At 29.3% G+C, this 23,802-nt stretch carries 20 protein-coding genes and 1 riboswitch; of the genes, 1 reads left to right on the top strand and 19 read right to left on the bottom strand.

From position 1 onward, the window contains the following. Positions 1-6: 6 nt before the first annotated feature. From pilO to purR, 9 genes are all read right to left on the bottom strand, one after another. A complete protein-coding gene (pilO, locus tag KGF50_RS02475; protein WP_227846662.1) occupies positions 7-915 on the bottom strand; it encodes a type 4a pilus biogenesis protein PilO in 909 nt (302 codons plus the stop codon). Then, positions 908-2,623, bottom strand: coding sequence for a PilN domain-containing protein (locus KGF50_RS02470; protein ID WP_227846661.1), 1,716 nt, complete (start codon positions 2,621-2,623; stop codon positions 908-910). The genes pilO and KGF50_RS02470 overlap by 8 nt, the downstream gene beginning before the upstream one ends. Before the next feature lie 15 nt (positions 2,624-2,638). Further along, on the bottom strand, positions 2,639-3,847 hold the full coding sequence (locus tag KGF50_RS02465) for a type II secretion system F family protein (RefSeq protein WP_227846660.1): 1,209 nt from the start codon (positions 3,845-3,847) through the stop codon (positions 2,639-2,641). Positions 3,848-3,858: 11 nt separating this feature from the next. Continuing rightward, complete coding sequence (locus tag KGF50_RS02460; protein WP_227846659.1) at positions 3,859-5,535, bottom strand: GspE/PulE family protein; 1,677 nt, start codon at positions 5,533-5,535, stop codon at positions 3,859-3,861. A 150-nt stretch (positions 5,536-5,685) separates the two neighbouring features. Then, positions 5,686-6,198, bottom strand: a complete 513-nt coding sequence (locus tag KGF50_RS02455; RefSeq protein WP_227846658.1) for a prepilin-type N-terminal cleavage/methylation domain-containing protein — start codon at positions 6,196-6,198, stop codon at positions 5,686-5,688. 162 nt (positions 6,199-6,360) lie between these two features. Then, a riboswitch (cyclic di-GMP riboswitch) is annotated at positions 6,361-6,446 on the bottom strand. A gap of 842 nt (positions 6,447-7,288) precedes the next feature. Beyond that, entirely contained in the window at positions 7,289-8,239 is a 951-nt protein-coding gene (locus KGF50_RS02450) for a ribose-phosphate pyrophosphokinase (protein WP_227846657.1), read from the bottom strand. Between the two features lie 94 nt (positions 8,240-8,333). Then, positions 8,334-9,713, bottom strand: coding sequence for a bifunctional UDP-N-acetylglucosamine diphosphorylase/glucosamine-1-phosphate N-acetyltransferase GlmU (gene glmU, locus KGF50_RS02445; protein ID WP_227846656.1), 1,380 nt, complete (start codon positions 9,711-9,713; stop codon positions 8,334-8,336). A 211-nt stretch (positions 9,714-9,924) separates the two neighbouring features. Further along, positions 9,925-10,203 (bottom strand): septation regulator SpoVG, encoded by a 279-nt coding sequence (gene spoVG / locus KGF50_RS02440; protein WP_003421453.1) that lies wholly within the window; start codon positions 10,201-10,203, stop codon positions 9,925-9,927. Between the two features lie 155 nt (positions 10,204-10,358). Continuing rightward, positions 10,359-11,237, bottom strand: a complete 879-nt coding sequence (gene purR, locus KGF50_RS02435; RefSeq protein WP_227846655.1) for a pur operon repressor — start codon at positions 11,235-11,237, stop codon at positions 10,359-10,361. A gap of 218 nt (positions 11,238-11,455) precedes the next feature. Here purR and murC point away from each other — a divergent pair, with 218 nt between their 5' ends. Further along, a complete protein-coding gene (gene murC / locus KGF50_RS02430) occupies positions 11,456-12,808 on the top strand; it encodes a UDP-N-acetylmuramate--L-alanine ligase (protein WP_227846654.1) in 1,353 nt (450 codons plus the stop codon). A gap of 77 nt (positions 12,809-12,885) precedes the next feature. Here the strand turns inward: murC and KGF50_RS02425 are convergent, their stop codons facing one another. From KGF50_RS02425 to KGF50_RS02380, 10 genes are all read right to left on the bottom strand, one after another. Continuing rightward, positions 12,886-13,680: a hypothetical protein gene (locus KGF50_RS02425; protein ID WP_227846653.1), complete on the bottom strand. Its 795-nt coding sequence runs from the start codon at positions 13,678-13,680 to the stop codon at positions 12,886-12,888. A gap of 69 nt (positions 13,681-13,749) precedes the next feature. Continuing rightward, positions 13,750-14,646 (bottom strand): cation diffusion facilitator family transporter, encoded by an 897-nt coding sequence (locus KGF50_RS02420; protein ID WP_227846652.1) that lies wholly within the window; start codon positions 14,644-14,646, stop codon positions 13,750-13,752. 185 nt (positions 14,647-14,831) lie between these two features. Then, positions 14,832-15,947: a M20/M25/M40 family metallo-hydrolase gene (locus tag KGF50_RS02415; protein ID WP_227846651.1), complete on the bottom strand. Its 1,116-nt coding sequence runs from the start codon at positions 15,945-15,947 to the stop codon at positions 14,832-14,834. Positions 15,948-16,096: 149 nt separating this feature from the next. Then, positions 16,097-17,380, bottom strand: coding sequence for a hypothetical protein (locus tag KGF50_RS02410; protein WP_227846650.1), 1,284 nt, complete (start codon positions 17,378-17,380; stop codon positions 16,097-16,099). Positions 17,381-17,445: 65 nt separating this feature from the next. Further along, positions 17,446-18,315, bottom strand: a complete 870-nt coding sequence (gene rsmA / locus KGF50_RS02405; RefSeq protein WP_227846649.1) for a 16S rRNA (adenine(1518)-N(6)/adenine(1519)-N(6))-dimethyltransferase RsmA — start codon at positions 18,313-18,315, stop codon at positions 17,446-17,448. Positions 18,316-18,476: 161 nt separating this feature from the next. After that, positions 18,477-19,007 carry a ribonuclease M5 gene (gene rnmV / locus KGF50_RS02400; RefSeq protein ID WP_227829119.1) on the bottom strand — a complete coding sequence of 177 codons (531 nt, stop codon included), beginning with the start codon at positions 19,005-19,007 and terminating at the stop codon, positions 18,477-18,479. Positions 19,008-19,182: 175 nt separating this feature from the next. Further along, positions 19,183-20,250, bottom strand: a complete 1,068-nt coding sequence (locus tag KGF50_RS02395) for a putative 2-aminoethylphosphonate ABC transporter substrate-binding protein (RefSeq protein WP_227846648.1) — start codon at positions 20,248-20,250, stop codon at positions 19,183-19,185. Between the two features lie 11 nt (positions 20,251-20,261). After that, positions 20,262-21,950 (bottom strand): putative 2-aminoethylphosphonate ABC transporter permease subunit, encoded by a 1,689-nt coding sequence (locus tag KGF50_RS02390; protein WP_227846647.1) that lies wholly within the window; start codon positions 21,948-21,950, stop codon positions 20,262-20,264. Between the two features lie 17 nt (positions 21,951-21,967). Then, complete coding sequence (locus KGF50_RS02385; RefSeq protein WP_227846646.1) at positions 21,968-22,963, bottom strand: ATP-binding cassette domain-containing protein; 996 nt, start codon at positions 22,961-22,963, stop codon at positions 21,968-21,970. Further along, positions 22,964-23,800 carry a PHP domain-containing protein gene (locus KGF50_RS02380; RefSeq protein ID WP_227846645.1) on the bottom strand — a complete coding sequence of 279 codons (837 nt, stop codon included), beginning with the start codon at positions 23,798-23,800 and terminating at the stop codon, positions 22,964-22,966. Positions 23,801-23,802: the final 2 nt, after the last annotated feature.

The raw sequence follows: 23,802 nt of genomic DNA, 5'->3' as shown, positions 1-23,802 counted from the left end.
TTGGTTTTATTTCGCACTAGATTTAAATGGATTATATTTTCCTGGTCTCCATGAAGATGGATTATCTGTATCAAGTACCATTGTAGTATTTTCTTTAGTATACATTATAAATTTAAACGTAGCCTCTACTACACCTTCTGCTTCTGGAGTCGCCACTTCTTTTTTTGTTTCTTTTTCTGTTGCAGCTCTAAGTACACATGTGTTACATAGATAACTTGTAGACCTATCTAAAAGTTTGTCATTCTTAAGAATTTCTCCCTCTTTTATCAATGGACAGTCATTATATAAATGCCATTTATCTTCGCCTTCTACCCAATATATTTTTGTATCTTTATTTATGTTCACATTTTTGATTAAATCTTTATTACTTGTTGTCTCTTGTTCTTCCTGTTCTGGCTCTATATATGAAGTCATAGTATAATCTAATATCTGAGTAACATTTTTTTGCTCTTCTAAATAAGCCATCAATTTTTTTACATTTCTATAGTCTCCTCTAACACTTATTGTTGTTGATATTCCATAAAAATGTTCATATTCTCTAATGTTTCCAACATCATAGCTAGTTAAGTCAATATTATATGTTTTCATTTTCTTGTCTAAACCAATTAGAAATAGACCATCTTGCATATCATATAATAGGTTTTTACTTTTTTCATTTAATTCATTTTCAATACTTTTAAGTTGTTTTTCATATTTTGGCATAAGAGCTGTTTTTTCTTTATATGTATTTAATTTCTGTGTAGCTTGTTTTACAGAATTTTTTGTAGAAACATATTTCTCATATTGTGGATAAAGCCCAAAATATCCATAGGATAAAATAGCAAGTAAAATTACAACTTTCATAAGAATTCCCTTTAGACTAACTTCCATCTTAAATATATCTTTTATATCTTTTTTAAATATATCCTTATTCATTAGTTAATACACCTTCTTTCAGGTATAATGTCATATTAAATGTATAGTTGGAATCCTCTCCATTGCTTTTTATACTATGCAGTTTGACATCCTCAAAATAATACAATCCCTTTAATTTATATAAAAATTGCCCTACATAAGAAGAATCCTTAGCATTTCCCTCTATGTTCAAAACATTTGGTATCTTATCATATAATGGAGTCTTATCATCTGCTTCTGTATTACTATCAGACTCCTCATTACCATTCAATGCCTCTGCCACATTTACAGTTTTATCTTCATTTAAGTCATTACTATTTTTACTTTCACTGTTATTACTTTTTGTATTTGTACTTGTTTTAGCTTCATCATTATTTGATTTACTTGTATTCGTTTTGCTGTTATCTGAATTTTCAGTTTTATTAGTTGTTCCTACACCTTGATATGTTGTTGATAGGCTTGTCAATTCAACTCTACTTGGAGTATTTTTATCTATATCGTCCAATAGATTTTCCCATTTAACCTTTTTCCCAATTAACATATCATACACCTTTATTTCTTCTGTTTTGCTTTGTATCATTTTTTCTATATTTCCAATTTGATAGTAAGCAGATTCAATATTTCTAATTTCATCATTTACATTTTCAAGTTCTTTATTAGCTAAGCTGTTTGAAAAAATTAAACATAAATATGGAATAGAAATAACTAAAATAACTACAGGTGCTATCTTCATTACACTTTTTATTTGTTTAGCTTTCATTTGTTTTCTGAGTATATCCATTGGTAGAAAATTTATATTTTCAAAATCTTTTTTACCTTTAGGCTCTATCATACAACCTAAAAGTTCTACAATTGAATTTATATCATCTTCATCTATATCACCAGATACCATATCAGCTATATCCATTATCTCTGTAAGACCTTGAGAAACATGGTTTGAAAATGCAGAACTAAAAGCCTCATAAATTAATTTATTAGAGTACCTTTTTCCCAATATCAATATAGTATCTGTTACCTTACCAAAGTTTCTTGACGAATAGTAATTCATAAGTCCTTTTGACTCTTCGACTACATTTAATAATTGCATTTCCATATCTTTAGCAGTTATTCTTATTGGTATATTATCACTGATAAATAAAGTATCCTTCTTATATATGTTTATAATTGTGCTGTTATCGCTTATATTTGTCACCATTATATCATTGTAATCTAGGCTCTTAAGAATTCTTAAATAAGCTGTTGATAATGTATCTATTCTATCCAATACCAAATCAAATTCATGTATTATATCTACAATTGCATTTATTTCTTCTTTTTTTATAGCTCCAATAATCAGATTTAAACTATCCTCTTCGCCTTCTGACCTATCAGATATCTCACTAGATACTTCATATGAAAATACATACTCATCTGATTCTAAAGCCATCATCTCATCCATTTCTAGCTTCATAAATCCATCTAAATCTTTTTTATCCATTTTAGGCAACTTTTGAGATTTTAGAATTACTTCTCTTGTATTCAAACAAAACACTATGTGTTTTGATTTTAACTTTACATTTTCTAATGCATATCTCAATAGAGCATACTTTTCTTTAGAAAAATCTTGAGCAATATCCTCTATTGAAAATACATTAAAGTTTTTTATATAAAACTTATCTTTATCATGTTTGTATCTGCCTTCAACTATGGATATAGAATCACCATAATATGATACGTAAACCTTATTCATTTGTTGTTTTCCCTCCTACATAGCATCATATATACTAAGCATTGGCATGAATATTGATACAACCAGTACCGCAACTATAATACCAACTGCAATTATTAAAACAGGTTCTATCATTGATGCCATTCTATTTAGATAAATTTCGGATTCATATTCATAGAATTCGGCCATCTGTCTACTTATATTTTCTAATTCCCCTGTCTGCTCCCCTATTGCTATCATCTGCACTAAAACTGAATCAAAATACGTATATCTTTCTAAGTTTTCTGCTAAACCTTCACCTCTTGTTATTCCATCTTTTGCTGATGTTAAAATCTTTTCTGCCATAGTATTATTTACACTATCTATGATATAATCGAGCCCTTGAACTAATGGATATCCTGTTGATACAAATAGATACAATGCCCTTGAAAATCGTGTAGCCACCATGCAGTTTATCCCTTTTCCCAAGACAGGAATTTTATTTATAACTCTATCCTTTTGAGCTCTACCAACTGGTGTTTTTAGATACTTCTTAAATTGGTAAATAGACAATATAATAGCTAAAAGTACTATTGGCCAAAATGTCTTCATAAACGTACCAAATCCCATAACAATCCTTGTTATAAGTGGAAGAGTAGCACCTACTGTTGTAATTGAATTAATCATCTTAGGTACCATAAATGCTGTAAATATAAAAATCATTATAAATGAAGAAATCAAAACTATTAATGGGTATGTAGCTGCATTTCTAAGTTTTTGCTTAACTCTATGCTCACTTGAATAAAATGACGCCATGCTTTTTAACACTTCGTCTAGCTTACCTGTAGCTTCACCTGTAGCTACCATAGCACCAAGTAACTTTGGAAACTTAGACTTTGGTGCAAGCATTGAGTCAGCAATAGTAGAACCTACTTTTATCTCTGCTACTATACGATTTATTTCTTCTCTTAATGTAACATTAGTTGACCTCCTTGCTAATGTTTCTAATCCAGAGATGCTATTTATACCAGAAGATACTATAATAGCAAACTGTCTGCAAAAGTGGCTTATCTGGTCAGCACCTAAGTCTTTTTTTCTTTTTCTAGAAGATATTCTTATGTTTTTACTCTTGCTTTCTTTGATTTCAAGAACTCTAAGATTTCTTTTTCTAAGAAGACTTTTAGCTTCATTAAAATCATTAGCTTCAATCACATCAGTTTGCTTTTTCCCATCCTCTTTTATTATTGTGTACTTAAAACTTTTCATAATATCATCCTTTAATCAGTCATCAAAATTATTCTAATCATTTCTTCTACTGTTGTCTTTCCACCTAAAACCTTTTTAACTATATCCTCTTTTAGACTAACCATACCTTGTTTTTTAGCTAGCTTTAAAATTTCTCTTTGATTTGCAGATGAATCTATTAGTTCTTTTATTTCTGGTGTAATTTCAAGCATTTCAAATATACCTAGACGTCCCTTATATCCAGTATTATTACATCTTTCACATCCCTGACCTTTATAAATAGTCACTGATTCGTTTACATCAATACCAAGAGCCTTTTTTTCTCCAGTATCTGCTTCATATGAAACTCTACAATGCTCACATATTTTTCGTGTCAGTCTTTGAGATATTACTCCTAAAAGAGATGAAGTTATCAAAAAACTTTCCACATCCATATCTAAAAGACGTGAAATGGCTCCAACTGCTGTATTTGCATGTAATGTACTTAAAACTAAATGTCCTGTAAGAGAAGCTCTAATTGCTATTTCAGCAGTTTCTGTGTCCCTTATCTCTCCAACCATTATTATATCTGGGTCTTGACGCATAAAAGCTCTAAGGCCACTGGCAAAAGTCAGCCCTGCCTTTTCATTTATTTGAGATTGATTTACACCAGGTAGTTCATACTCTATAGGGTCTTCTATTGTTAATAAATTTCTATTTTCTGTATTCAATTGATTTAACATTGAATATAATGTAGTTGTCTTTCCACTTCCAGTAGGTCCAACAACTAATATAAGCCCATAAGGGGTATTTATTAACTCATCATATATCTTAGATCCATGTTCATCTATTCCTAGTACTTCTTTACTTACCATAAAATTACTCTTATCAAGTACCCTCATGGCTATCTTTTCATCCCTATTGGTTGGCATTGTAGAAACCCTAAAATCTATAGGTTTATTATCTACTTTTAAATATATTCTACCATCTTGTGGAATCCTCTTTTCAGATATATTTATATCTGACATTATTTTTATACGACTTATTACTGCCTTGTATGGAGCAGAGTTCATCCTCATATATTCTCTTAACATTCCATCTATTCTAAATCTAACACGCATGTAATTTTCACTTTGTTCTATATGTATATCACTGGCTTCCATTCTAACAGCATTTTCTAGTATATTATTTACTAGTCTTACTATTGGAGCAGCATTTACATCCTCTTCAAGGATTACTGTTTCTCTAATTCCACCAGTCTTGTTTTTGTTGTATTCAGTCATTGCTTTATTTATTTCTGAATGTGCATAAGCATGACCTATTGATTTATTTATGTCATCTGCACTCGATATAAATATTTCGACATCTTTACCTGACATACGTCTTACATCTTGAACTGCTTCTCTGTCTTGTGGGTCTGACATGGCTAAACATATTTTATTTCCATCAATTTTGAATGGAAATACAGTATATCTTTTACATATATTTTCTGGAACCATCTTTGTAGCTAATGTATCTATTTCTGTTCCTTCTAAAAATACACTTTCTATATCTAAAAGTTCTTTTAATACACTTATTAATAAGTTACTATCTATAAGTCCTTCTTGTACTAGAAATTCTCCTAGTCTTTTTCCACTGTTTTTTTGCTCTGATAATGCCCATTTAAGCTGGTCTTCTGTTATGTATCCTTTTTCAACCAGTTTGTCTCCTATTCTAACTTTTTTAGCCACAGATTTCACTCCTTTACTATTTTAATTATACCATCATTTATGATTGGGTATTAAATAAAATAGTATAAAAAGACAGGAAGATTTTCTTCCTGTCTTTTTTATTATATCTTTCATTGAATTTATAATATCTTACTTAATGAATATAGAACCTTACTTAGTCTCTGAGTCCATCTCAGCATTATCTATAAGTACTATATATAGAACACCATTTTTTATTTCTGAATCTTTTTCTAAAGGTTTTTCTAGTTTATCATCTGTATATATTTTATTTGAACCTAAATCACTCAATAACTTATTTGATTGTGCTTTTGTTAATGTAGCTCCATCACTCGTTTTACCTATCTTTAATACTAACTTATTATCAACCAAAAGTAATTGATATACCCCACCTATATCTGCTTTATCAGGAAGAGTATCCATATATTCCTTTAATTTGTCTAAATTACCAACAGATGTTGTAGCGGGCATCTTATTTGTATCTGAATAATAAGACAATGCTGCACTCTTAACTGAACTATAATCAGACTCAACGCTTGCTACCTTAGCCTTGTTTATATTACTAAATAAAGCTGGAACTGCTACTACTGCTAATATCCCTATAATTGCAATTACTACCAATAATTCCACTAAAGTGAAACCTTTTTTATTCTTTCTTAACTTCATTTTTATTCCCCCTCAATTTTTTTAATTAATACTTACTTATAATATATCTGGTTAAAAATCTAAGTAAAATTATTTACACGTACTAACCAGATTTATTTATGACATATAACTATTTCTTTGAACAAAAAAAGCTATGAAAATAAAAGTATCTTTAAATAAATACAATTTCATAGCCGGTTGCACCACTAACTCAATATGTTCCAAGGTGCCCACATTACAGAACATACATCAACGTTTCTATTTTATTAAATTTAGAATGATATATAACTCATAATAGAGATATATATCCACTTATATTATATAATAGTTACCATATTTTAGCAACACAGTTTATGTTATTTATATATACCAAATTTTAACATATTCAAACATAATTTCTAGAAATAATTATAATATACAAAAAAGAAACATCTCCCTACAATTATCATATATCGTAAGGAGATATTTATAAATTTTCATTTAGTTTTATCATTGTCATTTCCATCCTTTGCTAATATTTATTTGAAAGCTAAAAGCTATTACAATATAGTATTTTATTAAAAACATCTATATATAAACATTCTATATTCTTGCAGTTATGATTCAGTCACAATCACTATATAAATGAAACTCTTCATTTATAGGTATGCTTATCGTGCAAAATTACTTTTTTTACAGTAACTTTATATAATCCAGAACCCTCTCACAAACACTAAAGATATAGAATAGATACTATTTTCAATTCTTATAAATAAACTTTCAATAGATTTTTATATTTACTTTAGATTGTGACTGAATCAATTAATTATTAGGGGTTCATCTTCAATCCTTCCCATTGGAAACACCTCTTTCTTTAATTTATATTTACATAATACTACATAATTCAAATTTTTTCAATACTTTTTCCAAATATTTTTTATATTCATAATATTCATAATTTTATTTTTTTTATCAAATTTACTTTTTAATTACTTATCTACATGTTTTACGAGAAACATTTACTTTTACATATACGCATACAACTCCAATAAATTATAATAATACATAAATTAGATATTAAAAAAGAGTTGCTTAAAAAACTTATTTAAGCAACTCTTATAAATCTAATTAATTAAAATAACTTACTTACTGATTCATTAGAGAATATCATTCTTATAGCATCTCCAAATAAAGGAGCTACTGTTTTTATCTGTATCTTATCTATTCTTTTTTCTTCAGGAAGTTGTATAGTATCAAGAACTATTAACTCGCTTATTTCTGAATTAGAAATTCTTTCAATAGCTGGTCCTGATAATACACCATGAGTACAACAAGCATAAACATCTTTTGCTCCAAACTCTTTAAGTGCATTTGCAGCATTAACTATTGTTCCTGCTGTATCTATCATATCATCTAATAGTATAACATTTTTACCTTTAACATCACCTATTAAGTTCATAACTTCACATACATTAGCTTTTGGTCTTCTCTTATCTATTATAGCTATTGGAACTTCTCCATTTAAAGTATTAGCAAATTTTCTTGATCTAGTAACACTTCCTAAGTCTGGAGATACTACTACTAAATCTTCTATTTTCTTTTCATTGAAGTAATTTGCTAATATTGTTCCACCTAGTAAGTGGTCTAGTGGTATATCAAAGTATCCTTGTATTTGAGCTGCATGTAAATCCATTGTTAATACTCTGTCTGCTCCAGCAGCAGTTATTAAGTTTGCAACTAATTTAGCAGTGATTGGATCTCTTGCCTTAGCTTTTCTGTCTTGTCTTGCATATCCATAGTAAGGAATAACTGCTGTTATTCTTCCTGCTGATGCTCTCTTTAATGCATCAATTAAGATTAATAACTCCATTAAGTTATCATTTACTGGACTATTAGTAGATTGTACTACAAACACATCACAACCTCTTACTGTCTCATTCATGTTTACACATATTTCACCATCACTAAATGTACCTACTTCACAGTCTAGCACTGATACACCTATATAGTCAGCTATTTTTTGTGCTAACTCTTTCGATGAATTACCTGCAATAATTTTAATCTCGCTTCCGCTAGTATTCATTTATGTAACCCTCCTGAAAATTTTAAAATCCTAATGAATATAATTTATAATAATTTCAAGCTAATTTTATTAGCCAAAATAATAAACTAAATAATTACTTACCTTGGTTATCTTTTTGATTCTTTTTTTCTACCCATCCTTCTTTAACAACTTGTCTTTGTCTTGCTATCGCTAAAGCTCCATCTGGGACATCATGTGTTATTGTTGAACCTGTAGCTATATATCCTTTTTCTTCTACAACTACTGGTGCAACTAAATTAGAATTTGAACCTATAAACGCATCGTCTTTTACTATTGACTTAAATTTATTTTTACCATCGTAGTTTACAAATACTACTCCACATCCAATATTTACATTTTTACCAACATGTGCATCTCCTATATAAGAAAGATGAGATGCTTTTGAACCATCTTCTATAACAGCATTTTTTACCTCTACAAAATCACCTATTTTTACATTGTTTCCTAAGTTAGTTTTTGGTCTTAGATATGCATATGGTCCAACAGTAGTATTATCTCCAACTTTACTATCAAGTATAGTTGAATTTTTTATCTCTGTTCCATTTCCTATTTCTGAGTTTGTTATAGATGAGTTCATTCCAATTATGCAATCTGAACCTATCCTTGTCTTCCCTTGTAACATAACACCTGGATATATTATAGTATCATTACCTATCTCAACATCAGATTCTATATAGGTAGAGTTAGTATCTATTATAGTCACTCCATTTACCATATGAGATTCATTTATTCTTCTTCTCATAATTTCTTCTGCCTTTGATAATTCCACTCTTGAGTTAACACCCATAAGTTCTTCAATAGTTGAACCTGCAAATGCTCCAACTTTTAAGCCCTTATCTCTCATTATTTTAGCAGTATCAGTTAAATAATATTCACCTTGTGCATTGTTATTATTTAACAAATCTAATGCTTCTCTAAGACTCTTTCCATTAAAACAGTATATCCCAGAATTTATCTCACTTATCATTTTTTCTTCTGAATTTGCATCTTTTTGCTCAACTATTTTAAGAAGGTCTCCCCTCTTATCCCTTATTATTCTACCATAACCTGTTGGATTTCCAACTTTTGTTGTAAGAACTGTGGCATGATATTTATTTTCTATATGGAAATCAAATAATTTCTTTAATGTTTCTTCCTTTATAAGTGGAGTGTCTCCACAAAGTACAACTATTGTATCTTCGTCATTTATATATTCTTTAGCCATTTTTACAGCATGTCCTGTTCCAAGCTGCTCTGTTTGCATAGCTATCATAGTTTCTTCTGCAAGTTTTTCTTTTACTACATCCGCTTCATGCCCCAAAATTACAACAGTATCCTTTACACCTGATTTTTTTGAAACATCTATAATATGGTTGACCATTTCTTTTCCGCATACTTTATGTATAACTTTTGGGTATTTAGACTTCATTCTTGTTCCTTTGCCAGCGGCAAGGATTATAGCTTTAAAGTTCATTGATACACTCCATTCAATCTAATTTAATTTTATTCGTATTATTATCTCAATCAATATACATTATAATACATTTATTTAACAATTTGTATACAACATATACATTATCACTAATAATATAGCACTTTTTTACTAAAAAGTACATATTTTAATGCAAATTCTACATTTAAAAAGAGCCTAAATGTTCGGGCTCTCTCCATTTTTATATTTATTGTTATTCAGCAGCTACTTCCCATTGAACTAATGCTTCATGATACGCTTGTAAAACTGCATCTTCTAAAACTTGTCTCATTTCTGCATTTATTGGATGAGCTATGTCTCTGAAATTTCCTTCGCCTACTTTTCTGCTAGGCATTGCTATAAATAACCCATTGTGGCCTTCTATAACTTTTATATCATGTACTACAAACAAATTATCAAAAGTTATTGAAACTATACATTTCATCTTGCCTTCTTCTGTTAATTTTCTTACTCTTACGTCAGTTATCTTCATACCAATATATCCCCCTTTGATTTTGACAGAAATTAATTTATATTAAAATTATTATTGTTGGAATAAATTAATATAAACTGTTTTTTAAGTAATTCTATGAACAACTAGGGATATCCTCTTTTTATTTTTACATATTTTTCTAAATATTTTTTTTATTAATCTTCATCTATTTCAAATTCAAATTCTGAATCATTTTCTCCATCTAAATCTTCATTTCTATATTCATCTTTAAAAGTTTTTAAGTTTGGTTCTACTATTATTTTATCTCCATTAACATCTAACTGAATTAGTGATATATAATCTTTTACCATTTTTTCTGAAGGATTTGTTGTAGATATAAATACTCCAGTACCTATAACCTCTGCTCCAAATTCATTCATAAGGTCTACCATTCCTCTTATAGTACCTCCACCCCTCATGAAATCATCTATAATTATAACTTTACTATCTGGTTTAAGAGCTTTTCTTGGTAAACTCATACTCTCAACCTTCGAATTATTTCCACTTACATATGTCATACTAAGGGTAGGGCCTTCTGACACTTTTATATCTTTTCTTATTATAACTAGAGGTAAATTCATAGCCTTTGCAGTCATAAGTGCCATAGGTATACCTTTTGTTTCCATTGTTACAACATAATCTGCATCTACATATTCAATGTTTGAAGCAAATATTTTTCCTATCTTAGCAGCTATTGTAGGGTCATAAATTAAATCAATTAAGTATAAAAAACCACCAGATAGTATTCTAGATGTGTCACATATTTTCTCACATAATTCCATTAAAAACTCTGCATTTTCTGCTATAGAAGTTTTAGGTATATATTTTACTCCTCCCGCTGCACCTGAGATAGTTATAACTTTCCCTAAATGTAGTTTTTCAAATACATTTTTTACAACTAATAAATCTTCACTTATTGTTGATTTTGCTGCATTAAATTGATTTGTAAAATAACTTAATGTATATATTTTATTTGGATTATCAGATAGTATTTTAACTATTGCTCCAATTCTCTCTGTTCTTTTAAATTTCATTACTATTTCCTCCTACAAGTACCTTTATATAACGTTAAACTAACTAATGCATAACAATTCGTATTGTGGTATAATATTACTTATGTTTTATTATATTCAAAAATAAAATACATATAATATTATATGCATATTAATTATAAAATATTGAACATTATATTATTATACCACAAAAATAGTTCATATTGTAGGACTTAATTAAAAAGAAAGGTGGTTTTATTATGAATATACACTTTATAGGAATTGGCGGTATCAGCATGAGTGCATTAGCTGAAATATGTATCAATAAGGGTTATCAGGTTTCAGGTTCGGATTCAAACGAATCATACCTATTAGACAAACTTAGGGATCAAGGGGCAAACATCTATATCGGTCAAAAAAAAGAAAATATATCAGATGATGTAAATATGGTTGTTTATACTGCAGCAGTTCACCCAGATAATGAGGAACTTATAGCTGCTCGAGAAAAAAATAAATTAATAATGAACAGAGCTACTTTTTTAGGTCAGATTATGAGAGAATATAAAAACTCTATAGCAGTTTCTGGTACACATGGAAAGACTTCTACAACATCTATGTTGTCCACAATTTTTGAATATGCAGACTTAGACCCAACTATATTAGTTGGTGGTAACTTAAGTATGATAGGTGGTAATGTTAAGATAGGTAATTCTAACCACTTTATAACTGAAGCATGTGAATATGTAGATAGTTTCCTTAATTTTAATCCTAAGATATCTATAGTTTTAAATGTTGAGGAAGACCATCTTGATTATTTCTCAGGTATAGACGAAATCAAAGCTTCTTTTAACAAATTTGGTAAACTTTTACCTCCAGATGGATATTTCATAATAAATGGCGATGATGAAAATGTTGATGACATATTATATGATGTCAAAGCTACTATTATAAAATATGGTAGAGATTCTGACAATGATGCTGTAATAAAAGACATACATTTTGATAATAGTGGTCATGGTATATTTAAAATAGAGTATCAAGGAAAAGATTTAGGAGAATTTGAGCTTTCTGTATATGGTCTTCATAATATATACAATGCTTCTTCTGCTATAATGGCAGCTCTTGTTTCTGGTATTGATTTAGAGACTATAAGAAAAAATGTAAAAATATATAAAGGTGTAGGAAGACGATTTGAAGCCAAAGGCTACTACAAAAATGCCTTAGTAATAGATGATTATGCACATCATCCAACTGAATTAAAGGCTACTTTAGCTGCTGCTAAAAAGCTAAAAAAATCAACTTTATGGTGCATCTTCCAACCACATACTTATACTAGAACAAAATCTCTTTTAGGAGAATTTTCCGAAGCTTTCTATGCTGCTGATAAAGTTATCATAACAGACATATATGCTGCAAGAGAAGATGATCCTGGAGATATACACTCTAAAGACTTAGTTGAAAAATTATATCAAAACAATGTAGATGTTATCTACATAAAAGAATTTGAAGATATAGTAAAATATTTACGTGAAAATGTTAATGATAATGATTTAGTAATAACTGCTGGTGCTGGTCCAATATATAAGGTTGCAGACTTATTAGTTGAAAAATAGTATGTAACTAAAAATAGCATATAAAAATTAATTTAGGCTATCAAATGATATAATCACTTGATAGCCTTCTTAATATTTTATTTCTTTCCAATCTCAAATATTTCATTTTTAAGATAATCAAATAAACTTGTATGAACCTCATAGTAAGAGACAGTTTTCTTAGAAGTAACTTTTACATAATCCTTGCCCATTGTATCTACTTTCACAGCAAAATTTTCACCTTTTATATTTATACTGAAATTATAATCACTTCTTTCCTTACTTTTTTCTGGCTGAACCTTTCCTACAACTCTTTTTGAAATCATCTTATGTGCTAAATCATCAAACTTCCATCTATGAACTTTCTTAGTTTCTTTTCCATAAGTTATAGTGACCTCTTTCCAGTCTTTATAGTGACTCAAAAGGTCAAATGAAGTATATATGCTCTCATCTAAAAGTTTCTTAAAAGAATTCTTGGAATCAATTGGAACTTTATAGTATTCCTCTTTATTTACAGTATAGACTCTAAAAAAATTAAGGTCTGTAGAAAATTTAATTCCATCATCAGAATACCCTTCATAAATTGCTTCATAAGAAGTAGTATTTCTCACTTTCTTAAATTCTGAGAAAAAGAACTTTATCTCGTTCCACATATCTTCTTCGATTTTTATGTTTTCTACATTTTTATCTGATACATAAATTTTCTTTTTCTCTTTTATTTGAGTCATTAAAGACCTATTATCTTCTGTCTCTGTTTCTACTTTCTTTGGAACCTCACTCTTATCCTTTTCCATGTTTAGACCTATTTTAAAGGATATAAAGTATATTATAAAGAAAACAACTACTCCTATTAATATTGCAGCTTTTTTCTTTAGTTTTCTTTTCTTACTCATTTAACCACCCCTAGAGTTTATAGTCATAAAACAATTATATAACTTTTTACACTTTTTTTTAAGCTATAATTATTTTATACACTTATTTCCTTGGCAATTAGTGCATGGTTCAACATGAACTGTTATCCCTTTTACAAATTCCATATGTTTTATTATATGTTTTTCCAGCTTAGTAGCAATATCGTGGCCCTGTTTTACTGTTAGATTTTCATCAACACATATAGTCAAGTCCACATATGCCATAGCTCCATGCTTTCTAGTCTTTATATCTCCTAGATTTTTAACGCCCTCTGTATCTGCTACAATAAACTTTAATTCTCGTCTTTCTTCTTCATCAACTGAAACATCCATTAATTCATTTACAGAACTTATAAGTATATCAATACCTACCTTAGCTACAAATACTGCTACTACAACTGATGCAATTGGGTCTAATGGTTTAAATCCTAAAATAGAACCTCCTATACCTATAAATGCAGCCACTGAAGATAGCGCATCTGACCTATGATGCCAAGCATCTGCTTTTAAAGCTGGTGAATTTATCTTTTTAGCAACTTTTATTGTTATTCTATACTGATACTCTTTTATAAAAATTGAAATGACTGACACTATTAACGGAAGTATTGATGGAACACTCAATGCATCTAAGTTAAATAAGGATTTAATAGCCCCTATACCTATTGTTATAGAAACAAATATAAGTAATATTGATAATACGAATGATACCAATGTCTCTGCCTTTTCATGACCATAATTATGTTCCTTATCTCCTGGTCTAGAAGATACATAATTACCTATCAGTACACCTACAGAACTTATAATATCTGAGGCTGAATGCAATCCATCTGCAATCATAGCACTAGAATTACCAATAATACCAGCTATCACCTTAATTATTGTTAAGACTATATTCCAAATTATTGATTGTATTGTTATTTTATTTGCTTCCTCGTACCTTGTTTCCATTGTTATTCCTCCTAATAAACTAAATCTAAATATTATTAAAAACATCTATTTAAACATAAATTAAATTTATTATTATATTCAAATGTATATCTTTTACTTTCAATAGAGATTATCAATCTTCTATAAAATGAAAAATCACCTAGCTTGAGCTAGGCGATATATATATTATACACTATTATTTAAATTTATGCTTCTTTTATTATCTCTATTACCATTTTTGCAGAATCATATAAATCCTTTATAGCTATATGTTCATCTAATGTATGAGCATTTTTCATGCCTATTCCTAGAGTTATAGCTTCAATACCATTTTTACTTAATATATTAGTATCGCTACCTCCTCCTGTAGATTCAGTATGACCTTCTATTCCTAAATTTGAAAATGCTTTTTTTGCAAGTTGTATTATTTCTGAATCTTCATTAACATCTATTGGAGTATATGCTCTATTTACATCTATTTCAATTTTAGCTCCAAAATCCTTAGCAGCTTTTTCAAAAGTTTCTACCATATGCTTAGTTTGAACATCTAATTTATCTTCTTTTAGACTTCTAGCTTCTGCAACTATGTTAATTTCTCCTGTTACTATATTTGTAGCTGTTCCACCATTTATAATTCCTATGTTAGCAGTTGTTTCTTCATCTATTCTAAGTAAATTCATATTATCTATTGCTCTAGCAGCTACCATTATAGCACTTATACCAGCTTCAGGCTCAAGACCTGCATGAGCTGTCTTTCCTAATATCTTAACATTTATAACATCTTGTGCAGGAGCTTTTACTATTATCTCTCCTGGAGAACCGCCACTATCTAGTACAAAGGCATATTTAGAATCTATTTTTGCATAATCTAAATTTTTAGCACCAACTAATCCACATTCTTCACATATAGAGAAGATAACTTGAATATCAGTATGTTCTATATTATTTTCTTTTACTTGTCTTAATCCCTCTAATATAGCTGCTATACCTGCTTTATCATCAGAACCTAATATTGTAGTACCATCACTTTTTATTATTCCATTTACTTCATCCACTATAGGTTTTACCCCTATTCCTGGAGTTACTGTATCCATATGTGAACTAAATAATATTTTCTTTCCTTCTTTATTTCCTTTTAAAGTAGCTATTATATTGCCTGTTTCTCCATTTGCTTTTTCACCAGCATTATCTACTACAACTGAACAACCTATTTCTTCTAACTTTTCAACTAATACTTTAGCTACATTCCCCTCTTTTAAAGATAAACTGTCTATCTGTATTAATTCAAGGAACTCATTTAAAATTCTTTGCTCGTTTATCATAATCTTCCTCCATTATATAATAGGTATTTCAACATATATTGTAGTGTAATATTTAAATATTATCAATAGTTTTTAAATTTTTATATAACTTTCATTAATTTTTTTTACTGAAATGAAAGTTAAAGTTAAATTTTTTCATTCTTATTGTTTTATCTAACTATATTTCTCTGTCTAGAATCTATAAAGCATAACCAGTAGCCTAAACTATTGGTTCTATGGTCACAAGCTTGATATCTTAAAAATCCTGTGCTTCCATTGTCTGGTTGTTCATTTCTATTTCCTGGAATAGCATAAATATAATGCTTTCTCTTATTATATTCATCATATTGTACTCCAAATAGGTAATGTCTATATTTATATGAATGTAAAACTGCATCACTATACATTGTATAATTCAATACATTTAAATAGCCTAAATAAGGCATTGAATATCCACACAATGTTGTAGGGTTTACCTCTATTTTCCACCATCTTGTATTGTCTATATAATCTGCTGTAAAAGGCTTAACTTCTCTGAATAGTTTTAACCCTTTCTTTATTTGTCTAGGCATAAGTAATGTTCCTGCTTGCTTATTTCCACTATCTACTTGACTTATTCCATTAGCTCTTTTTACTTTTTCAATATTATTTTGTTCTTTTTGAGTTTTCTTTGACTTAGTAGTTTTTGGAGAAACAACTACCTTTTCTTCATGTCTTATTTCAAAGTCTTCTTCATCCTCATCATATTCATCATCATATTCTATATCGTCATAGCGTTCGTTTTCTTTAGCCTTGTTATAATTTTCTATTTCTTTATAGTTATTAAATTCTTCAATTTCACCATCACTAGAATCTTCTATATCTGCTCTTGCCTTTAATTCTCCCTCTTCATTTTCATCATCTTCCCAATAATCGTCATATTCATCTTCATCATATTCTTCTATAATATATTCTTCGTCACTATCACTATTTTCTTCATTGTCATCATCTTCTTCTCTATATTCTTCACTTTCATCCTCTATATCTTCTTCTAAATACTCTTCTTCACTTTCAGCTAATTCTTCATCTTCTACATCTTGGAATAATATGTCCTCATAATTTTCAATCTTATTTCCCTTAAATCCAACTAAAGGTATGTTTCTTTCATACAATAATGCAATTCCTTTTATCTCTTCATCATAATCTTCTAAATCTAAAACAAATTCACCTCTTCCTTGTTCATTTAAAATTATATTTCCTAAGTCTATTAATCCATGGTCACCTTTTATTGCTACTGCTTTATACCCATCTTTAACATATTTTAGATTTTCTACATATAATGCAATGATTGATTTTTCATCATTTACTTCGACTTTTGCAAAAGCTTTTGGCAGTACTCGTTCTTTGTATCTAAAGTTTATGTCTTTAGCTTCTAGTATTATATAGTCTCTTTTAAACTTTCTTTTAGAACCCACTGCAATCCCCCCTTAACACAGTTTCTCTAAACAATATATGTTAATAAAATAAAAAAAAGTACCTCCTATTTAGAAGATACTTTTGTATTTACTATATTTGAAAGAACTGCAAACTCTTCTATACTAAGAGTTTCACCTCGCCTTTTTTCATCTATATTGGCTTCTTTTAATATTTCTCTTATTTCGTCCTTATTAAGAAAACCAAGGCCTCCCAATGAATTAAGTAGAGTCTTCCTTCTTTGCCCAAAAGATGCTTTTACTGTCTTAAAAAATATTTCTTCATTATGAACATCATATTTTTTTTCAGCTCTAACATGTAAGCCTATAACTGTTGAATCTACATTGGGTTGTGGTATAAACATATGTCTTGGAGCCTTTGCTACAATTTCTGTTTCACAATAGTACTGAACAGCTATAGACAATGCTCCATAATCCTTTGTACTTGGAACAGCATTCATTCTATCTGCAACTTCTTTTTGAACCATAACTACTATATCTGTTACAGGTATATCCTCTTCTAAAAACTTCATAACTATTGGTGTAGTTATATAATATGGAAGATTTGCTACAAGCTTAACTGGTCCACCATTTAATTTATTTTTTACTAGTTCTTGTATATCTACTTTTAATATATCTTGGTTTATAACTTCTATGTTTTCTAAATCTGATAAGGTATCTTTCAATATAGGAATTAAGTTTCTGTCAATTTCTATAGCTACTACTTTTTCTGCTACCTTACCCATTTCACGAGTAAGTGTACCTATACCAGGCCCTACTTCTATTATGTTATCTCCTTCTGTGACTCTAGCTCCACCCAATATTTTATCTATTATATTACTATCTATTAAAAAATTCTGACCTAAAGACTTTGAAAATTTAAAATTATGTTTTTGTACTACTTCTTTTGTTGCGCTATGTGAAGATAGTCTATCCATCGTTTACTCCTTTTTAACTTATTTTAAGATTTTATCCTATTAATTATACTTGTTTACATGTATTTAAAGCAAAATATTTATTAAAGACAATCTATTTTAAATTACTCCGTAATTTTATATTTATTTTTTATATATTTTTTCCATATAATACATGCTTACATTTAAATTTGTTTTAATGCACTTACAAACTCTTCTCTTTCAACACCATAATTATTTAATCTATTTAAAAATTGTTTTGCATTTCCATATCCAATTCCAAGTATTTTACCAAGTGCATCTCTTCTAGATGATGCATCTTCATTTCCTATAAGACCATTTCTAATCAAATCAACTTGTTTAAATTCATCTCTTTTTTCTGTACTTTCAGTTCTAACTTTATTTAAAGCCGCTATTATACTTTTAGGAGTAGCATTTTCTATACCTATATCTCCATCCTTTTTAGCTTCTTCTCTTGGTAAAAATGCATGTTTACATCCTGGAACTTCTGATGCTATTTTTTTTCTTATTTTTTCACCTGCAAAATCTGGGTCTGTAAATATTATAACTCCACGTCTTTCATTAGCTGATTTTATACGCTCCATTACTCCTTTTGGAAATCCAAATCCACCTGTGGTTATAAGCTCTGCATCTATTGCTCTCTTAACTGCTGTAACATCATCTCTTCCTTCTACTACTATTATCTCTTTTATCATATAAATTCACCTTTTATTTGTTTTTAGTTTTTGTTTACATCTCTTTATTTTAAGGTTTTTATTTGATTTAATCAAGGCACTAACCTATTTATTTTTGTTTAGAGGTATATATTAAAAGAGCCTAGATATAAAATTTATATTCTAGGCTCTTTTTTATTGAGTTTTATTAATGAATTTAACTTTCCTTTTCTGTCTTTCCACCATATTTTGATATCCATTTATTTAATATAGTTTCTCTATTTTTTGCTGCTGATTTTAAATCATTATCTATCATTTGCTCTAATGGCTTTTTAGGGAATCCTTCTGGTATTGGGTTTCCTGTATCAACTGTAGTAACTGCATAGTTCTTAGAATACTCATTCATTGCATCTTTACTTATCGCCCAATCTAAAAATACCTTAGAAGCTTCTTTTATATTATCCTTTTTAACAAGAGCGTTTGCTTCTATATCCCATCCAGAACCTTCTTTTGGAAACACTACTTCTACTGGATAACCTTCTTCTTTTAATTTTATACCTCTATATCCAAAAGATATCCCTATAGGGTATTCTCCTGAAGCTGATGATGTAGCTGGAGCTGAACCAGATTGAGTATATACACCAATATTTTCATGTAACTTATCCATATACTGCCATGCCTTCTCTTCTCCCATAATTTGTATAAGTGCTGACACTGTTAAATATCCTGTTCCAGAAGAAGATGGATTTGGCATAGATATAAGACCTTTATATTCTGGCTTTATCAAATCTTCATAAGAACTAGGAACTGGTATATTTTTATCTTTTAATTCTTTAGTATTTACAGTTATACCTGTCATCCAAGCATCTATACCAACCCATGAAGGCACTTCTTTATCATCTTTAAATGCAGATTCTATCTTATCAGACCCTTCTGGAGCATATGGTTCTAACATTCCTTGGTCATCTGCAACTAACAAGCTTGTGGCAGCAATTCCCCATACAACATCTGCTTGTGGATTATCTTTTTCTGCTAATAATCTCGCTGTTATATCTCCTGTCGATGCCCTAACAACATTTAATTTAATATCTGGATATTTTTCTCTAAATGTAGCTAAATATGGGTCTATACTGTCTTCTTCGATTGCTGTGTAAACTGTTAACTCACCTTTTGTTTTACTATCAGACTTTGAGTCTCCACCTGATGAGGCAGTGCTACATCCTGTTATTACACTCAATAAAAGTGTTGATAATACTCCTAAAGAAACTAGCTTCTTAAATTTCATATTTACCTCCCCTATGCAACATCTTTTTGTTGCCATTTTTGTGTATTGTTTTTTAATTTTTTTGTTACAAATTCATAGCAAAGTCTTACTATTATATTTGTTAAAAGCACTAATACTGCCATAGCTGCTGATGGTCCTATATATCCTATCTCATCTAACTTCAATATTGATATTGATGCAGTTTGAGTTTGAGGAGTATACAAGAATATTAATGCTGAAACAGTAACCATTGAGTTTACAAAATAATATACTACTATCTCAAGTATTGATGTTATAGACATTGGTACTGTGATGTTAAAAAACACTTTATAAAATGGAATATTTATAGATTTCGCGACTAATTCATACTCTCTATCCAACATTTTTAGTGATGAGTTTGAAGTTATAAAGCAAACAGAATAAAAATGTACTATATTTACTATGACAAGTATGGCTGTACCACCATATAGGAAATTTAATGGGTTATTTGCTGAGTTAAAAAAAGTTATATATGATATTCCTAGTACTAAACCTGGCAATGCCATTGGTATCATAGATAAGAAGTAAGCTGTTTGTCTTAATCGTGGAAATTTATCCACTTTTTCTATCATGTATGCACTAAAAAACACAAATACAGTTCCAAATATCGCTGTTAATGTTGATATTTTTAAACTGCTTAAATAAGTTTTTAATCCGCTTCCTAAAATACCTTTAAATGTATAATGTTCCATCGTAAAGCTTAGGTTGTATGGCCATAGCTTTATAACCGAACCTATAACTGAAATAAATATCAAGATGAAGATTAATAAAGTTATAAAACTACATGCTATTAGAAATACTCTATCTCTAAATTTATTTTCTTTAATCTTATAAGGCATAGATTTTGCTGTTATAGTCATTCCTTGTTTTTTACTTGCCATCTTGTCTAACGTAAAAGCTATTAGAACAGGAATTAACATTACCATAGAAACAGTTGCTCCCATTGGTATGTTAAACTGCCCCACTACTTGCTTATATATATCCGTAGCTAATACATTATAGTTTCCTCCGACTACTTTTGCCGCTCCAAAGTCTGTAAACGCAAGTATAAAGGATACAAAGAAAGAGCTTACTAGTGAGTACTTTATACCTGGAATTGTAATTTTAAAAAACTTTTTAAAATCACTAGCCCCTAAGCTATCTGCTGCTTCGTAAAGTCTATAATCTGCCATAGAAAGTGCAACAGATAGTATTAAAAAAGCTTGTGGGAATGTAAACAGTATTTGAGAGACAATTATTCCTAATGGTCCATATAATGGTATCTCAAATCCCATTGTTGTAAATATTCCTTTATTTCCGAAAAGGTATATAAGTGAAATACCATATAACATAGTCGGTGCAAAAAGAGGAAACATTCCCATAGTTTTGAAAAAATTCTTAAATTTTATATTTGTTCTTGTTATTGCATATGAATAGATAAACGCTAAGCACAGCGATATTAAAGATGAAACTGTGGATACAAAAATTGAATTTTTAAATGATGCTATAAGACTTGGGTTTTCGGCATATTTACTAAAATTTGAAATACCTATGAAATTTCCACTTGTATCTAAAAATGCATTTTTTAATAATGATACTAATGGAAACAATATAAATACTATTAGTACAATTAGCGAAAAAATTAAAAAACATTTTTGTATTGTGCTATCACTTATCCTTCTTTTGTTTTTTGTTGTTATCATTTATTCACCCCTAGCTATTAAGCACATCCCTCTGATTTATATTCTACAATTCCTTCTTTGGGAATTTTAAAATTTATTTTAGAGCCTATACATAGTTTCATTTGTTCTGCAACTTTTGAAACTATGTCTAATTTTATTTTCTTAGAGCAATACTCAACTGTAATTCTGTAGTTAAATCCTCTAAATTCAATGTCTAAGATTTCTCCAACTTTGATATCATTGTCTTTAGAATCTCTATTAAATTCTACCTTTATATCTTCTGGTCTAATAGCTATCTTATTAATCCCATCATCTATAAAATTTATTGTTCCTATAAAGTCAGCTACAAAAGGTGTATCTGGATTTTTATAGACTTCCTTTGGAGTCCCAACTTGTATTATTTCACCACTATTCATAACAACCATTTTATCCGCCAAGCAAAGTGCCTCTTCTTGGTCGTGAGTTACCATTATAGTTGTAATCCCAAGCTTTCTATGTAAACTTCTAATCTGTTCCCTAAGTTTCAATCTTACTTTTGCATCTAGTGCAGATAAGGGTTCATCAAGAAGTAAAAAATCTGGCTCTAAAGCAATTGCACGAGCTAGTGCAACTCTCTGTTGTTGCCCTCCTGATAATTGAGAAGGATATTTCTTTTCATATCCACTTAATTCTACTACCTCTAAAACTTCTTTAACTTTCTTATCAATATTAGATTTATTTATATTTTTGTTTTCTAAGCCAAAAGCTATATTTTTGTAAACAGTCATATTTGGAAATAGTGCATATGACTGAAAAACTATACCAAAATTTCTATTTTCAGGTGGTGAGTTCGTCATATCCTTATCATTTATTATTATTTTTCCATCATGTTTGTCTTCAAGTCCTGCAATTATCCTAAGCAATGTACTTTTACCACAACCACTTGGTCCCAATAAACAAATAAACTCTCCTTTTTCAATGTCAATAGATATGTCTTTTAGCACTTTGACTTGTCCATAACTTTTACTTACATCTTTAACTTGTAAAAAAGACATTTATAAAACCCCTCCTAAGGCTAACCTAAACTTAAATAAATCTTCTCTATTTAAGCTTTTACTTCCAAGGTCACACTCATGCTGAGAGTAGAGCCCATGATAATCTGAGCCTCCTGTAACAACTAAATTATATTTCTTAGCATAAGAAAGTGACTCTTTTTCTAAGTCTTTATTGTGAGATGGATGATACACTTCTATCCCATCTAATCCAACATTCACCATATCTTCAATAGCATTAAAATTGTCCATTTGGCCAGGATGAGCTAGTACGCAAATTCCACCAGAGCTTTTTATGGCTCTTATTGCATCTTTATAATCTACATACTTTAAAGATACATACGCCTTACCATTTCCTCTATGAAACAACTCTTTATATAAGTTTGAATATATTTTATCTGTATATCCTTTATCTATAAGTGCTTTCATTATATGTTGTTTAAATATTCCAGTCTTTGATGTATATTTCTTTACATCTTCTAGAGATATTTTATATCCTAAATCTATAATTTTATTTACCATCTTAACAGATGCTTTATGTCTATCACAAACCATTGGATTACATAAATTTTTTATTTCTTGACTATTTAAATCTATATTATAGCCCAAGATATGAACTCTTTTTCTGTTTTTATAATCGTATGCTGATATTTCTATACCTGGTATTATCGTTATTCCATAATTTTCGCCCAATACGATAGCTTCATCTAATCCAGACAATGTATCATGATTTGTTATTGCTAAAACACTTATATTATTTTCTGATGCTCTCTTAATTATTTCTTCTGTAGTGAAATTATTATCTGATATGCTTGTATGACAATGTAAATCTGTTAACAATT

Source organism: Clostridioides sp. ZZV15-6598 (genome assembly GCF_020657705.1).
Classification (GTDB): domain Bacteria; phylum Bacillota; class Clostridia; order Peptostreptococcales; family Peptostreptococcaceae; genus Clostridioides; species Clostridioides difficile_F.
This window is presented reverse-complemented; position numbering and strand designations above follow the sequence as displayed.